General features: G+C 74.9%; 13 protein-coding genes. 3 read left to right on the top strand and 10 right to left on the bottom strand.

Annotated features, from left to right (window positions below; genetic code table 11):
- Positions 1-34 precede the first annotated feature (34 nt).
- The 8 genes from ACSMX9_RS25405 to ACSMX9_RS25370 all read right to left on the bottom strand — a co-directional run bounded on the left by ACSMX9_RS25405 (position 35) and on the right by ACSMX9_RS25370 (position 10,186).
- The gene (locus tag ACSMX9_RS25405; RefSeq protein WP_445397296.1) at positions 35-1,534 is read right to left on the bottom strand and encodes an SWIM zinc finger family protein; all 1,500 of its coding nucleotides are present in this window, start codon (positions 1,532-1,534) and stop codon (positions 35-37) included.
- Entirely contained in the window at positions 1,531-4,452 is a 2,922-nt protein-coding gene (locus ACSMX9_RS25400; RefSeq protein ID WP_445397294.1) for a DEAD/DEAH box helicase, read from the bottom strand. Before ACSMX9_RS25400 ends, ACSMX9_RS25405 begins: the two co-directional genes overlap by 4 nt.
- An 82-nt stretch (positions 4,453-4,534) precedes the next feature.
- Positions 4,535-5,110, bottom strand: a complete 576-nt coding sequence (locus tag ACSMX9_RS25395) for a sugar kinase (RefSeq protein WP_445397292.1) — start codon at positions 5,108-5,110, stop codon at positions 4,535-4,537.
- Between the two features lie 5 nt (positions 5,111-5,115).
- Positions 5,116-6,258 carry an ROK family glucokinase gene (locus tag ACSMX9_RS25390; RefSeq protein ID WP_445397290.1) on the bottom strand — a complete coding sequence of 381 codons (1,143 nt, stop codon included), beginning with the start codon at positions 6,256-6,258 and terminating at the stop codon, positions 5,116-5,118.
- A gap of 105 nt (positions 6,259-6,363) precedes the next feature.
- Complete coding sequence (locus tag ACSMX9_RS25385) at positions 6,364-7,218, bottom strand: ATP-binding cassette domain-containing protein (RefSeq protein ID WP_445397288.1); 855 nt, start codon at positions 7,216-7,218, stop codon at positions 6,364-6,366.
- Positions 7,215-8,252, bottom strand: a complete 1,038-nt coding sequence (locus tag ACSMX9_RS25380) for an ABC transporter permease (protein WP_366115995.1) — start codon at positions 8,250-8,252, stop codon at positions 7,215-7,217. The genes ACSMX9_RS25385 and ACSMX9_RS25380 overlap by 4 nt, the downstream gene beginning before the upstream one ends.
- Positions 8,249-9,262: a sugar ABC transporter substrate-binding protein gene (locus tag ACSMX9_RS25375; RefSeq protein WP_445397286.1), complete on the bottom strand. Its 1,014-nt coding sequence runs from the start codon at positions 9,260-9,262 to the stop codon at positions 8,249-8,251. Before ACSMX9_RS25375 ends, ACSMX9_RS25380 begins: the two co-directional genes overlap by 4 nt.
- 186 nt (positions 9,263-9,448) lie before the next feature.
- A complete protein-coding gene (locus ACSMX9_RS25370; protein ID WP_445403096.1) occupies positions 9,449-10,186 on the bottom strand; it encodes a GntR family transcriptional regulator in 738 nt (245 codons plus the stop codon).
- Positions 10,187-10,316: 130 nt separating this feature from the next.
- Between ACSMX9_RS25370 and ACSMX9_RS25365 the strand changes: the two genes are divergently transcribed.
- A complete protein-coding gene (locus ACSMX9_RS25365) occupies positions 10,317-11,321 on the top strand; it encodes a Gfo/Idh/MocA family protein (RefSeq protein WP_445397284.1) in 1,005 nt (334 codons plus the stop codon).
- An 18-nt stretch (positions 11,322-11,339) separates the two neighbouring features.
- Here ACSMX9_RS25365 and ACSMX9_RS25360 read toward each other — a convergent pair whose 3' ends face one another.
- Both ACSMX9_RS25360 and ACSMX9_RS25355 read right to left on the bottom strand, forming a co-directional pair.
- The gene (locus tag ACSMX9_RS25360; RefSeq protein WP_445397282.1) at positions 11,340-12,026 is read right to left on the bottom strand and encodes a response regulator; all 687 of its coding nucleotides are present in this window, start codon (positions 12,024-12,026) and stop codon (positions 11,340-11,342) included.
- The gene (locus ACSMX9_RS25355) at positions 12,023-13,273 is read right to left on the bottom strand and encodes a sensor histidine kinase (RefSeq protein ID WP_445397280.1); all 1,251 of its coding nucleotides are present in this window, start codon (positions 13,271-13,273) and stop codon (positions 12,023-12,025) included. Before ACSMX9_RS25355 ends, ACSMX9_RS25360 begins: the two co-directional genes overlap by 4 nt.
- Positions 13,274-13,453: 180 nt before the next feature.
- Between ACSMX9_RS25355 and ACSMX9_RS25350 the strand changes: the two genes are divergently transcribed.
- A complete protein-coding gene (locus ACSMX9_RS25350) occupies positions 13,454-13,684 on the top strand; it encodes a hypothetical protein (protein WP_445397278.1) in 231 nt (76 codons plus the stop codon).
- 121 nt (positions 13,685-13,805) lie between these two features.
- Positions 13,806-14,618: an IclR family transcriptional regulator gene (locus ACSMX9_RS25345; protein ID WP_445397276.1), complete on the top strand. Its 813-nt coding sequence runs from the start codon at positions 13,806-13,808 to the stop codon at positions 14,616-14,618.
- Positions 14,619-14,636 lie beyond the last annotated feature (18 nt).

Raw genomic sequence — 14,636 nt, 5'->3', positions numbered from 1 at the left:
CCGGCGCCCTCCCTTCCGGTGCTGTGCGCAGGCGTCAGTCGGTGGTGTCCAGGCCGGTGAGCGCGGAGACGGGGTCGGTGGCGGGGGTGCCGCGCGGCCACCAGTCGTCGTGGCCCGGTTCCGACTCGTACGCGTACCAGAGGGCGTCCCGGCCCAGCCGTAGTTGGCGGTGGCCGCGGGGGTGGGTGAGGTGGTTGCGCACCGGCCGGAACGGCGGCAGGCCGGCGGCGAGGAGGGCGGGGCGGGCCCGGTCGAAGCGGCCCGCGGGCGGGTCCCAGGGCTCTTCGAGGACGGTGAGCCCGGCGGCGCCGCCCTGGCGCCAGGCGGCCACCGCACGACGGAGGTCGGTGGTCGTCCGACCGGTCGCGGCGGCGAGCGAGGCGTACGGGGCGCGGGTGGTCGCGGTGAGGCCCGAGCCGGGGCGGGCCGCCGCCCAGCGGACGGCGTCCTGCCACGGGGTCAGCCCGGCGAGGGGGTCGTGCCCGGTGGTGAGCAGCGCGTGCGCGCGGGCCGCCGCGTCCGAGGCCAACTGGTCCAGTGCGTAGGGGTCGGGGCCGTCCGGGTGCGACGGGTAGGACGGTGGGGCCTCGGGGTGCGCGAGCACCGGCAGCGGGGGCGGCAGGGCGGGCAGGGCACGGACGGCGAAGGCGGTGCGGGCCCGCACGCCGGGGAGGGGCGGCGCCCCCGCCGGGTGTCGCCCGGTGCGGGCGGCGCGCCGGGAGAGTGCGGTGAGCAACTCGTCCTCGCTGCGGCCCCGCAGCCGCAGCAGGACGAACGGATCCTCGTCCACCAGTCGGGCGGCGGCGTAGCCGAGGGCCGCGGCGTGGCGGCAGGGTCGGTCGGGACCGGGGCAGCCGCAGGACGCGGTGAGGTCGCCCGGGCCGGGCAGCAGGGCGCCGCAGTCGGCGAGGGCGGGCGGCAGTTCCCCGTCGAGCAGGGCGGCGAGGTGGCCGGGGTGCTCGGCCGCGGCGTCGAGGAAGGCGTCCCACTCCTGGTCGGTGAGGGTGCCCAGTTCCAGTTGGGCGCGGTAGGGGCGGGGGCGGTCGTCCTGGACGTAGGCGAGCAGCCGGCCGGGGGTGGCGGCGATCGTTCCGACCCGGCCCCCGGCGGCGTGGCCGCGGCCCCGGAGCAGGCGTTCGGGTCCGTGGTCCTCCATCGCGCGGATCCACTCGGTGCCCCACCAGGTGCTGGCGAGGGGGACGGTCGGCTCGGGTGCGGCAGCGGGTCCCGGGGTCTCGACGGGGGCCGGCCGGGGCGCGGGGCCGCGGTCGGCGGGTGCCGCCGCGGTGGGCTCGGTGATCCGTCGTGCGCGGGCCGTGCGCAGGGCTCGCCGGGCGACGTCCCCGGGACGGTCCGCCGGCTCGGGGGGTGCGGGGGCGGGCGCCGGTCTCGGGGGTTGACCGTCCTCGACGGGGTTCCGGGTGCGACGGGCCGCGCGGAGGGCCTGCCGGGCGGCCTCGGAGGGGCGGCGGGAAGCACCGGCGGGGGCGCGGCCGGTCGGCTCGTTGGTGGGGAGCGGTGCCGTGCCGGTCATGCGGGCCTCCGGAGGGAGACCAGGTCGGCCAGTTCCCGGTCGGTGAGTGCGGTGAGGTCGGGCAGGGCGGTGCCGTCGGCGTCGAGGACGGCGTCCGCGAGGGCGCGTTTGGCCGTGAGCAGGTCGGCGATGCGGTCCTCGACGGTGCCTTCGGCGACGAGCCGGTGCACCTGGACCGGCTGGGTCTGGCCGATCCGGTGGGCGCGGTCCGTGGCCTGGGCCTCCACCGCCGGGTTCCACCAGCGGTCGAAGTGGACCACGTGGCCCGCGCGGGTGAGGTTCAACCCGGTGCCGGCCGCCTTGAGGGAGAGGACCAGCACGGGGGTGGTTCCGGCCTGGAAGCGGTCGACCAGGCGTTCCCGTTCGGGTACGGGGGTGCCGCCGTGCAGGAGTTCGACGGGGACGGCGCGGTCGGTGAGGTGGCTGCCGATCAGCCGGGCCATGGTGGCGTACTGGGTGAAGACCAGGGCCGACCCCTCCTCGGCGAGGACGGTGTCCAGCAGCTCGTCCAGCAGTTCGAGCTTGCCGGAGCGGCCGGCGAGTCGGGGGCGCCGTCCGTCGGGGCCGTCGAACGCCTCCTTGAGGTACAGCGCGGGGTGGTCGCAGACCTGTTTGAGCGAGGTGAGCAGGGCCAGGACCTGCCCGCGGCGGGCGATGCCCTCCGCGGCCCCGATCGCGAGCAACGACTCCCGGACGACGGCCTCGTACAGGGCAGCCTGCTCCCGGGTGAGGGGGACGGGGTGGTCCGTCTCGGTCTTGGGCGGCAGTTCGGGGAGGATGCCGGGGTCGGACTTGCGGCGGCGCAGCAGGAAGGGCCGGACCAACCGGGCCAGCCGTTCGACGGCTTCGGTGTCGGGCGCGTCGGGCACCGGGGTGGCGGGCCCGGGGGTGAGGGAGTGCAGGGCGACGGCGGCGCTGGTGGCGTTCTCCACGGCGCGGGCGTGGCGGGCTCGGAAGGCGGGCAGCGGGCCAAGGAGTCCGGGGGTGGTCCAGTCGAGGAGGGCCCACAGTTCGGAGAGGTTGTTCTCGACGGGGGTGCCGGTGAGGGCCACCCGAGCGGGGGCGGGGATGGTGCGCAGCGCCCTGGCGGTCGCGGAGTGGGGGTTCTTGATGTGCTGGGCCTCGTCGGCGACGACCATGCCCCAGTCCCGGTCCGCGAGTCGGGCGGCGGCGGAGCGCATGGTGCCGTAGGTGGTGAGCACGAAGCCGCCGGCCAAGGCGTCGGGGTCATCGGGGACGTCGAGGGTGCGGGAGCTGCCGTGGAAGCGGTGCACGGGCAGGTGGGGGGCGAAGCGGCCGATCTCGCGCTGCCAGTTGCCGAGCAGGGAGGCGGGGCAGACCACCAGGGTCGGTGCGGTGCGGGCGCGGCGCAGGTGGAGGGCGATCAGGGTGACCGTCTTGCCGAGGCCCATGTCGTCGGCGAGGCAGCCTCCGAGGCCCAGGGAGGTCATCAGGTCGAGCCAGGCGAGGCCCCGGCGCTGGTAGTCGCGCAGCTCCGCGTGGAGTCCGGGCGGGGTGTCGGCGGGCGGCAGTCCGCCGGTGAGGCGGTCGCGGAGGGCGGCGAGGGCGCCCACCGGGACGGCGGGGACGTGCTGCCCGTCGACCTCCGCGGTGCCGGTGAGGGCGGCGGCGAGCGCGTCGACGGGGTCGAGGAGGCCCAGCTCCCGGGCGCGGGCCTTGCGGACCAGCGCGGGATCGACGAGGACCCACTGGTCGCGCAGCCGGACCACGGGGCGGTGGGCCTCGGCGAGGGCGTCCATCTCGGCTTCGCTGAGCGGGTCGTCGCCGAGGGCGAGCTGCCAGCGGAAGCGGAACGGCTGCGCGCCCTCGGCGGGGTCGAGGAGGCCGCCGAACACGGGGCTGCCGTCCGTCGCCGATCCGGGGGCGGCGTGCACGACGGCCCGGGCGGTGAGGTCCCGGGCGAGGTCGCGCGGCCAGTGCACGGCGGTGCCGGCCGCGGCCAGCCGGGAGGCGGCCGGCCCCAGCAGGTCGGCGAGTTCGTCCTCGTCGAGGGCGAGGACGTCGGGCACCGGTTGGTCGGCGAGGCGCTCCAGGGGCGGCCAGGTCCGGGCGGCGCGCCGCACCGCGAGGGCCGCGTCCACCTGGGCCCGGGGGCCGAACGCCGGGTCGGCCGTGCCGGCCCACAGGGTCGCGGCGTCGGCCACCAGCGTGGGGTCGGCGAGGCTGTGCACCTGGACGACCGCCGCCCCGGCGCGGCGTTCCGGGGCGTCCTCCTCCGCGCGGTCGAAGACCCGGGCGGCGGCGAGGTCGAGGCGGAGCGAGATGCGCACGCCCGCGTCGGCGCCGGCGGCGACCTCGGCGGCCCACTCCCCGGCCCGGGGCAGGTGCTGGGGTTCCCGGGCGGCGTAAGGGGCGCCGGTGGCGTGCCGGGCGGCCGGGGTGCGCGGCAGGGTGTCGGCGACGGCGTCGAGGAAGGCCCGGACGAGGTCCTCGGGCCGGGGCAGTTCCAGCGGGGTGCGGCCGGGCAGCGGGGTGGCGTGGCCCTCGGGCGGCAGGGCGGCGGCGACCGCCCGCAGGTGGGCCAGGTCGCCGGGGTCCAGGGGCCCGGCGCGCCAGGCGTCGTGGGCGTCGGGGGTGAGCCCGGGCAGGATGCGGCCGCGGGCGACCAGGCGGAGGGCGAGGAGCGCGGCGGCCCCCCAGCAGGCGGTGGCGGGGGCGGCGGCCGGGTCGCGGCGCGCGCGGACCAGCAGCGGGAGGGCGTCGACGAGGGGGAGCAGCCGGGCCGGCACGGTGGCGCTGCGTACGCCCGGGCCGTGCGGGCGGACGACGAGGAGTTCTCCGGGCGTCCCCGGACCGTCGGCTTCCGGAAGGGTGCCCTCCGGGTCCCAGAGGGCGATGCGGCCCTCGCGCGGGGGCTGCCCGGGCAGGAAGACCGCGGTCAGTCGTGACCAACGCATCCCCCACCTCCTCGCTCCGGGTCGGCCGTCGTTTCCGACTGTACGTGCGCGCTCTGACAACGCCGTCGGGCCGGCGGCGGGGTCAGGGCGTGGTCGAGGAGACGACGTACACCATCGGGTGGTCGGGATTGGAGCGATTGACGACGATGTCGTGGGAGGGGCGCGGGTCCTCGGCCTCGCGCTTCAGGCCGTACCAGGGGCCCTCCCCGGAGAAGTCCCACCCCACGATCCCCCGGTCGCGGTCGCTGATGGGCAGTTCGCCGGCGTGGAGCAGGTCGCCGTGGAGCCCCAGCTCCGTGAGGAACCGGTCGAGCCCCTCGTTGCTGGTCAGGAACTGGACGTAGAGCCGGCTGGTCTTCCAGTTGTTGGTCTCGTAGTAGGCGACCTCGGCGGACCAGGCCGGGACGGGCACCTCGTAGAGGCGGCGCTGGACCTTGGCCGGCCAGCCCTCGGTGAGGCCCGTCGCGGAGTACTTGGCGGCCTTGTCCCGGCCGCTGTCGCGGCTCTGGGCGGCGGAGATCACCAGGTAGCCGGCGGGCACCCCGATGAGCAGCAGGATGGTCAGCAGGGTCAGGGCCCGGCGGCGCACCACCCGGGCTCGGCCCTCGGGGCGGGACTGCCGGTCGGGTGGCGGGGCCTGGCGCGGCACGTTCGGCATGGCTCTCAGGTTCCCTGGGCGGCGCGGCGGGTCCGTGCGTACCGCTCGTAGCGTTCGTGGCGCTCGACCCGGCGCCGGTTGGCGCGCCGGAAGCGGCGGGCGACCAGCCGGGCGAGGTCGGCGGCGCCGACCATGCCGGCCTCGGGGCCGAGCTGGGCGCGGGCGATGCGTGCTTCGGGCCGGTAGCCCCGGCCGGTGAGGTGGCGGGCGAAGGACTCCCGGGCGGGGCCGATGAGCAGGTCGTCGGCGGCGCTGACGCCGCCGCCGACGACGAAGCAGGACGGGTCGAGGGCCGCGGCGAGGTTGGCGATGCCGACGCCGAGCCACTGGCCGATGTCCTGGAGCAGTTCGACGCACATGGGGTCGCCCTCGCGGGCCAGCTCGGTGATGAGGGGACCGGTGATGTCGGGGATGTTGCCGGCCACCCGCTCGATGATGTTGTAGGCGACCGGGGAGTCGGCGGAGGCCAGTTCGCGGGCCTCGCGGACCAGGGCGTTGCCGGAGCTGTACTGCTCCCAGCAGCCGCGGTTGCCGCAGGCGCAGCGGTGGCCGCCGGGGACGACCTGCATGTGGCCGAACTCGCCGGCGACGCCGTACTTGCCGCGCTTGACCCGGCCGTCCTCCAGGATGGCGCCGCCGATGCCGGTGCCGAGGGTGATCATGACCAGGTGGTCCTCGTCGCGACCGGCGCCGAACCGCCACTCGGCCCAGGCGGCGGTGTTGGCGTCGTTGTCGACCATCACCGGCACCGCGAGGCGGCCGGAGATCCGGTCCCGCAGGGGTTCGTTGCGCCAGGACAGGTGGGGGGCGAACAGGACCCGGTTGCGGTCGGCGTCGACCCAGCCCGCCGCGCCGATGCCGACGGCGTGCACGTCGTGCCGGTCGGAGAGGTCGAGGACCAGTTCGACGATGGTGTCCTCGACCACCTTGGGGCTCTTGGACTTGTCGGGGGTCTCGGTGCGGACCTTCTCCAGGATGGTGCCGTCGGCGTCCACCACGCCCGCCATGACCTTCGTGCCGCCGATGTCGATGCCCACGGTCGGCACCCGGGGCGCGGCCAGCAGGGACCGGCGCTCGCGCGTACCGACGGTCCGCAGGACGGTGGCGCGCGCGGAGCCGCGGTGCGCGAGGTCGCGGTAAGTGCTCATCGGGCCGATTCTGCCTCACCGGCGCCCCGCGCCGCACGCGTCGCCGGTGCGGCGGGGGGCCGGCCGGACTCCGGGGTGCGCCGGCCCCTCGGGAGGTCGGGCACGTCAGCGGTCCCGGGTTTCCCGGGTGGGGTGGCCGCCCAGATGGGTGGGGGCGGGGGCGCGTTGCAGCTCGTGTCGGAGGTCGTCCAGTTCGCTGCCGCCGGCCATCTGGCGGGTCAGCTCGTCCAGGGTGATCTCGCCGCGGGTGTGGCTGCCGGCCATGACGCCCCGCTTGAGCAGCACGAACCGGTCACCGACCAGGTAGGCGTGGTGCGGGTTGTGGGTGATGAGGACCACGCCGAGGCCGGCGTCCCGGGCGGCGGCCACGTACTTGAGGACGACCCCGGACTGCTTCACGCCGAGCGCCGCGGTCGGTTCGTCGAGGACCAGGACCTTCGCCCCGAAGTAGACGGCCCGGGCGATGGCCACGCACTGGCGTTCGCCGCCGGAGAGGGTGCCGATGGGCTGGTCGACGTCCCGGAGGTCGATGCCCATGCGCAACAGTTCGGTACGGGTGGTGCGCCGCATCAGGTCGACGTCGAGCCGGCGCAGCGGGCCGGTGCCCCGGGTGAGTTCGGAGCCGAGGAAGAAGTTGCGCCAGACCGGCATCAGCGGGACCACGGCGAGGTCCTGGTAGACGGTGGCGATGCCCAGGTCCAGGGCCTCGCGCGGGGAGCCGAGGCGGCGCTCCGCACCCTCGATGCGCAGGGTTCCCGCGTCGTGCCGGTGCAGCCCCGAGATGATCTTGATGAGGGTGGACTTGCCCGCGCCGTTGTCGCCGAGGACGCAGGTGATCCCGCCCGCGTGCACCTCCAGGCTGACGCCCTCCAGGGCGCGGATGGTGCCGTAGTGCTTACCGACCCCCTCCAACCGGATCAGGGGGGCGGACTCGGTGCCCTCGGGGGTCGGGGCGGTCATGTGGTGGCCTCCGCACGCTTGCGGACCCAGGCGTTGAGCAGGGTCGCCAGGAGGAGCATCGCTCCCAGGAAGAACTTGAACCAGTCGGGGTTCCACTCGGCGAAGACGATGCCCTTGCTGGTCATGCCGAAGATGAGGGCGCCCACCGCCGAGCCGATGGCGGAACCGTAGCCGCCGGTGATCAAGCAGCCGCCGATGACGGCCGCGATGATGTAGATCAGCTCGTTGCCGACGCCCTCTCCGGACTGGACGACGTCGAAGGAGAACAGCAGGTGCTGCCCGGCGATCCAGGCGCCGAGGCCGACGCCTGCGTAGAGGCCGATCTTGGTGGCCGTGACGGGGACCCCGACCGCGCGGGCCGCGTCCCGACCGCCGCCGACCGCGAAGATCCAGTTGCCCACGCGGGTGCGCAGCAGGATCCAGGTGGCGAGGGCCACCAGCGCGAACCACCACAGGATGGTGACCTTGAAGTCGACGCCGCCGAGGGTCAGGGTCGAGGCGAAGACGGCCTTGGCCGACGGGAAGCCCTCCATGTCGGCGATGGACTTGGTGGAGACGGTGCCGCTGATCAGTTTGGTGAAGCCGAGGTTGAGTCCGGTCAGCATCAGGAAGGTGCCGAGCGTGATGATGAAGCTGGGCAGCCGGGTGCGGGTGAGCATCACCCCGTTGAACACCCCGATCGCCAGGGTGACCAGGAGGGACACCCCGACGCCGACCCAGACGTTGGCGGTCATCTGGTAGCTGAACATCGAGGACACGAGGGCGGAGCTGGTGACCAGCACCCCGGCCGACAGGTCGAACTCGCCGCCGATCATCAGCAGCGCCACCGGCACCGCCATGATCCCGATGGTGGAGGCCGCGTACAGCACCGTGCTCAGGCTGGAGGGTCGCAGGAAGCTGTCGGCGACGAGAGCGAAGAACAGGAACACCGCGACCGCGCCGACGACGGAGCCCAGCTCCGGCCGGCCCAGCAGCCGGCGCAGCGGGGAGGACCGCAGCAGGCGTTCGTCGGTGGCCGCCGCACCGACGGTCATCGGGTGCCCCGCTCGGTGTAGTCCGCCAGCTCGGCGGCCTGGTCGCGGGTGACGATCTGGGGGCCGGTCAGCACCGGGCCGCCGCCGCCGAGGACGTCGGCGTTGTACTTGTAGAGCCACAGCAGGTCGACGGCCTCGTACCCCTGGAGGTAGGGCTGCTGGTCGACGGCGAAGCCGAGGGAGCCGTCGCCGAGGGCGGCGGCCACGGAGGCGTTCAGGTCGAAGGTGTCGATCTCGGCCTCGCTGTCCGCGTCCCGCTTGGCCTTGATCGCGGTGGCCGCGAAGGGCGCGCCGAGGGTGACCACCGCGTCGACGTCCCGGTCGGCCTGGAGCTTGGCGACGATCGACGCCTGGACGTCGGGCATGTTGGTGCCGTCGACGTACAGGTTCTCCAACTCGCCGCGGAAGGTCTTCCGCGCCCCCGCGCAGCGCTGCTCGTGACCCACGTTGCCCTGCTCGTGCAGGACGCACACGGCCTTGCGGTGGCCGCGCTCGGTCAGCTCGGTGCCCACCGCCTCACCGGCCACGGTCTCGTCCTGGCCGATGTGGGTGAGGCCACCGAACTCCTTGGACTCGGCGGACCCGGAGTTGATGGTGACCACCGGGATGCCGGCCTTGCGGGCGCGCTCCACCGCGGCCTTCATGGCGGCCGGCTTGGCGAGGGTGACGATCAGCCCGTCCACCTCCTTGTCGACGGCCGCGTCGACGAGCTGCGCCTGTTGCTGGGCCTCGTCGTGGTGGGAGTACAGGAAGTTGATGTTGTCCTTGGCGGAGGCTTCCCGCGCGCCCTTCTGCACGATGTCCCAGAAGGTGTCGCCGTCCCCCGAGTGCGTCACCATCGCAAAGGTCCAGCGGGGGGTGCTGACGGCGGCCTTGCCCCGTGCCGCGGCGGCCTCGCGGGCGTCCTCGGCGCGCTTGCCCCCGGTGCTGGAGCATCCCGCGAGCGCCACGGCGAGCGCGATCACCAGCGCGGCCCTCGCTCCGCGTACCCCTGTTCGTACCCTTGCCACGAACCCGTGCCCTCCTTGCCGTACTGCCCGGTGCGCCGGGACCGGTGCGCCGGTCCCGGGGGTCGGTTTTGCGACCCCGAACGCTCCAGTATCGGCCACGGAGCCGGTGCGGGCGTTGCTGGGGTGTCGTGCCGGCGCTCCCCGTGCGGCGAGCGGAGTAGCCCGCCGCGGGCCGGTGCGGGCCCGTCAGGGGCGGACGAGCAGGTGGAACTCGAAGGCGTACCGGGAGGCCCGGTAGGTGTGCGCCCCGTGTTCCACGGGGCGTCCGGTGTCGTCGAAGGTGGTGCGGCCCATGGTGAGCAGGGGCGCGCCCACCGGCTCGCCCAGGAGCTCGGCCTCCTGGGCGGTGGCGGCCCGGGCCCCCACCGACTGGCGAGCGCTGTGCAGGGTGATCCCGGCTCCCCGCAGCATCCGGTAGAGCCCGGTGGCCTCCAGCCGTTCGGTGTCCAGGGCGAGCAGTCCGGCCGGCAGGTGGTTGCGCAGGTACGCCATGGGTTCGCCGTGCGCCAGCCGGAGCCGTTCCACCCGGTGCACCTGGGTGCCCTCGGCGACCCGGAGCGCGGCGGCCACCTCGGCGGAGGCGGGGACCAGTCCGTTGACCGTCACCCGGGTGGCGGGGCGCTGCCCGGCGGCCTCCAGGTCGTCGTACAGGCTGCTCAGCTCCGGGGAGCGGCGGGCCCGGTCGTGCACCACCTGGGTGCCCACGCCCCGGCGGCGCACCAGGAGCCCCTTGTCCACCAGGGACTGGATGGCCTGGCGGACGGTGGGGCGGGACAGGCCGAGGCGGCCGGCGAGGTCGATCTCGTTGCCCAACAGGCTGCCCGGAGCGAGGACGCCGCGTTCGATCGCCGCTTCGAGCTGCTGGGACAGCTGGAAGTACAGCGGGATCGGGCTGCTCCGGTCGACACTGAGGTGGAGCGCCACGGACGGGTCGGCATCTGGTCGGGACACGCTTGGGGAGCGTACTCGGCCGATCGGGGGGCGTGAAGTCGGCGAGGTCCGATTGTCCGGACAAACCATTGACAGGGGGTGCGGGCCGCTCCACCGTGGACCCATGCGCATCGGACTCATCGGGACGGGCCGCATCGGCACGTTCCACGCGGCCTCCCTGAGCCGCAACCGCGAGGTGGGTTCCCTCGTCGTCACGGACGCCGACCGGGCGCGCGCCCAGGCGCTGGCCGTCCGGCTCGGGGCGACCGCGGCGCCCGGCGTGGACGAGGTGTTCACCTGGGGCGTCGACGCGATGGTCATCACCACCGCCACCGCCGCGCACGCCGAGCTGATCTCCCGGGCGGCCCGGGCGGGGCTGCCGGTCTTCTGCGAGAAGCCGATCGCCCTGGACTTGGCCGGCACCCTGGCCGCGCTGCGGGACGTGGCGGCGGCGGGCACCGTCCTCCAGATGGGGTTCCAGCGCCGCTTCGACGCCGGGTACGGAACGGCCCGGGCGGCGGTGCGCGAGGGGCGGCTGGGCCGGCTGCACACCGTCCGCGCGATGACCTCGGACCAGTCGCCGCCGCCCGCCGCGTACCTCCCGCTCTCCGGCGGCCTCTACCGGGACTGCCTGGTCCACGACTTCGACGCCCTGCGCTGGGTGACCGGCCGCGAGGTGGTGGACGTGTATGCGGCCGGTTCCGACGCGGGGGCCGCGATGTTCCGGGAGGCCGGGGACGTGGACACCGCCGCGGCGCTCTTGACGCTGGACGACGGGGTGCTGGCCACCGCGACGGCGACCCGGTTCAACGGCGCCGGCTACGACGTGCGGATGGAACTCGCCGGGGAGGCCGACCAGGTGGCGGTGGGCTGGGACGACCGGACGCCGATCACCTCCACGGAACCGGTGGGGCCGCCCGCCGCCGACAAGCCGTGGACCGGGTTCCTGGAACGGTTCGCCCCCGCCTACGAGGCGGAACTCACGGCCTTCGTGGACGTGGTGCGCGGCGAGCGGCCCAACCCCTGCGACGGGTACGAGGCGTTGGCGGCGCTGCGCATCGCCGAGGCGTGCGAGGTGTCGCGGCGCGAGAGGCGGCCGGTGGCACTGGCGGAGGTCCCGGGGGCGTGAGCCCGGCCGGACGGCCCGTCAGGGCCGCGCCTCCTGCTCGTCCTGCGGCAACCAGCCCGCGTCGTGGGCCAACAGGGCGATCTGCACGCGGTTGTTGAGCTCCAACTTCGTCAGGATGCGGGACACGTGGGTCTTCACGGTGGCAAGGCTCATGTAGAGCTCGGCGGCGATGTCGGCGTTGGGCCGTCCCCGGCCGATCGCGACGGCCACCTCCCGCTCCCGTTCGCCGAGTGCCGCCAGCCGCTGACGGGCCAGTCGGCTGCGGTCCCGGCGGGGGTCGTCGCCGGCGACCCGGCTGATGAGCTGACGGGTGACCGCCGGCGACAGCACGGGCACCCCGGCGGCCACCTTGCGCACCGCCGCCACGATCTCGGCCGGCCGGGTGTCCTTCAGGACGAACCCGGCGGCACCGGCGCGCAGGGCTCTCAGCACCTGTTCGTCGGCGTGGAAGGTGGTCAACACCACTACCTCCGGCGGGTGTTCGCCGGCGCGCAGCAGCTCGGTGGCGGCCAGTCCGTCCACGGTGGGCATCCTGATGTCCATGAGGACGACGTCGGGGGCCAGGCGTTCCACCAACGGGGCCACCTCGCTCCCGTCCCCGGCCTCCCCGACCACCTCGATGTCCGCGGCCCCGCCCAGCATCAGGCGCAGGCCCGCACGGACCAGGGGGTCGTCGTCCACCAACAGCACCTTGATCGCAGTCATGAGGGCCACGGTAGCCAGGCGCTGACGCGGAAGCCCCCCGCACCGTCCGGTCCGTGCTCGATCCGGCCGCCGGCCAGGGTGGCCCGTTCGGTGAGGCCGATGAGCCCCTGGCCGGAGCCGGGGACGGCGGGCACCCGATCCGAGGGCGGTGGATTGCGCACCGTCACCGTCAGACCGGTGCCGGGAGCGCCGGCCACCCGGACCGAGACCCGGGCGCCGGGCGCGTGCTTGCGGGCGTTGGTCAGTGCCTCCTGGGCGATCCGGTAGGCCGTGCGACCGGCGGAGACGGGCACCGCGGCGAGGTCGGCGACCCGGTTGTCGAGGTGGACGGCGGCGCCCGCGGCACGGGACTCGTCGACCAGGGTGTCGAGCCCGGCGAGCGTGGGTTGGGGCCGGCCGGCCTCCTCCCCCTCCCCCGCCCTCAGCACGCCGATGATCTCGCGCAGGTCCTGGAGCGCCTCGTGGGAACTCTCCCGGATCACCCCGGCCGCCCGCACCACCTCCTCGCGCGGGGCGTCGGGCCGGAACTCCAGGGCGCCCGCGTGGACGCTGAGCAGCGTGAGCCGGTGGGCGAGGACGTCGTGCATCTCCCGGGCGATGGCCTCCCGGGCCAGTCGCTGGGCCCGCTCCGCCTTCAGCGCCGCCTCGCTCTCGGCCCGTCGCGCCCGTTCCCGCAGGGACAGCAGGAGTTCGCGGTGCGAGCGGACGAACATGCCCCAGCCGACGACCGCGACGGTCATCAGGAGGGTGAAGGCCAGGGCCGCCGGATAGGAGAGGCCCGGCGTGGGCCGCAGCCAGAGGTGGACGGGGGCGATCGCCAGGGAGATCCCGGTGGTCCAGGCGACGTACGCGAACCGTCGGTGCACGGCGAGCGAGAAGGTCAGCACGCCCGCGGCGCCGCCCGCGGTCACCGACAGGGCCCCCACCGGGATCAGGGCCACGGCGATCGCCACCGGCCAGCGGCGGCGCAGCCACACGGCGCCGCAGGCGAGTGCCCCGAGGACCTGGTCCACCGCGTTCATCGGGAGCGAGGAACCGGGGTGGTCGGCCAGGCTCGCCCCGTCGAGCATCCCCACGAAGACCGCGAGCAGGAAGCACACGGAGTCGACGAACCAGTCGCGCAGGGTGCGGCGGGGGGAGCGCCGTTCGCCCCGCCGCGGGTACAGCTCGGCGGCCACCGCGGAGGGCAGCAACCAGCGCATGCGGGACGCCGCGGGCGGGCGCTCGATGGGTTCTCTACCGCTCATGCTGCGCCAATCTACGGACCGGCACCAGCCGTTCCGGCTCCCGGGACGGAACGGGCGACTCACGTCGGCACGGGTGCGACCATCGACGGACCCGGCCCGACGGAAGTCGGCCGATCGGCGTCGGACGTCCACCCGGTGGCCGACCCCCCTGGCCGGGCGAGGGGGGAAGCATCTGCGTCCATGAAACGTCTGTGGGAACTGCTGGGATTCCTCGCACTGCTCCAGGGCGTCATGGGGATCGCCCATCGATACGCCGGCCGGGAATGGGGAGTGGTGCGTCGGGTGCCGTTCTTCGAGGGCCACGAACTGTTCGTGAGCCTCTGTCTGATCCTGCTCTCGTTCACCCTGTTCGGCGTCGCCGGGAGCACGGGGAAGCGGAGCGGAGGCCCCGGGGGACGGGAGGACCGGTGACGCCGTCCGGTCCTCGCCGGCCACCGGTGGGCGGCGTGCCGACACGGTGCCTTGCCCGCAGCCGACCCAGGGGGGCCGGGTAGGCTGCTTGCTCGCCCGTCCGCCCCGAAAGGACCGCGCCGTGCCCACCCCCACAGCCCGCCCCGTCGACGCCGTCAAGCCCCGTGGGCCCGCAGCCCCGAGCGGCGGAGTGCAGTCCCTGGAGCGGGCCTTCGACCTGCTGGAGCGGATGGCGGACGCCGGGGGCGAGGTCGGGCTGAGCGAGCTGTCGACGTCCAGCGGGCTGCCGCTGCCGACGATCCACCGGCTGATGCGGACGCTGGTCGCCTGCGGCTACGTGCGCCAGCAGGCCAACCGCCGCTACTCCCTGGGCCCCCGGCTGATCCGACTCGGCGAGTCCGCGGCCCGCTTGCTGGGGACCTGGGCCCGCCCCTACCTCACCCGTCTGGTGGAGGAGACCGGGGAGACCGCCAACATGGCGCTCCTGGACGGCGACGAGATCGTCTACGTGGCGCAGGTGCCGTCCAAGCACTCGGTGCGGATGTTCACGGAGGTCGGCTGCCGGGTGCTGCCGCACACCACCGGGGTCGGCAAGGCCCTGCTCGCGCATGCGCCCGCCGAGGAGGTGCGCGCACTGCTGGGGCGCACCGGCATGCCGGCGACCACCGAGAAGACCATCACCACGGTGGACGGTTTCCTCGCCGCGCTGGAGGACGTGCGCCGCCACGGGTACGCGGCCGACGACAACGAGCAGGAGATCGGGGTGCGTTGCCTCGCCGTCCGGGTGCCCGACGCACCGACCACCGCGGCGATCTCCATCTCGGGCCCGACCGGTCGGGTCACCGACGCGGCGACCCGACGCATCGTTCCGGTGCTCCAGCAGGTCGCGGTGGAGCTGTCCGCGGAGCTGGCCAGCACGGGGCCGTCGATCTGACCGAGGACCCCGTGCAGC

It is taken from the genome of Streptomyces sp. LE64 (assembly GCF_052606915.1).
This window is presented reverse-complemented; position numbering and strand designations above follow the sequence as displayed.

Excerpts from the sequence above, each read along its gene's own strand:
- ACSMX9_RS25405 (WP_445397296.1), bottom strand. The coding sequence starts at position 1,534 with ATGACCGGCACGGCACCGCTCCCCACCAACGAGCCGACCGGCCGCGCC.
- ACSMX9_RS25400 (WP_445397294.1), bottom strand. The coding sequence starts at position 4,452 with ATGCGTTGGTCACGACTGACCGCGGTCTTCCTGCCCGGGCAGCCCCCG.
- ACSMX9_RS25395 (WP_445397292.1), bottom strand. The coding sequence starts at position 5,110 with ATGCCGAACGTGCCGCGCCAGGCCCCGCCACCCGACCGGCAGTCCCGC.
- ACSMX9_RS25390 (WP_445397290.1), bottom strand. The coding sequence starts at position 6,258 with ATGAGCACTTACCGCGACCTCGCGCACCGCGGCTCCGCGCGCGCCACC.
- ACSMX9_RS25385 (WP_445397288.1), bottom strand. The coding sequence starts at position 7,218 with ATGACCGCCCCGACCCCCGAGGGCACCGAGTCCGCCCCCCTGATCCGG.
- ACSMX9_RS25380 (WP_366115995.1), bottom strand. The coding sequence starts at position 8,252 with ATGACCGTCGGTGCGGCGGCCACCGACGAACGCCTGCTGCGGTCCTCC.
- ACSMX9_RS25365 (WP_445397284.1), top strand. The coding sequence starts at position 10,317 with ATGCGCATCGGACTCATCGGGACGGGCCGCATCGGCACGTTCCACGCG.
- ACSMX9_RS25360 (WP_445397282.1), bottom strand. The coding sequence starts at position 12,026 with ATGACTGCGATCAAGGTGCTGTTGGTGGACGACGACCCCCTGGTCCGT.
- ACSMX9_RS25355 (WP_445397280.1), bottom strand. The coding sequence starts at position 13,273 with ATGAGCGGTAGAGAACCCATCGAGCGCCCGCCCGCGGCGTCCCGCATG.
- ACSMX9_RS25350 (WP_445397278.1), top strand. The coding sequence starts at position 13,454 with ATGAAACGTCTGTGGGAACTGCTGGGATTCCTCGCACTGCTCCAGGGC.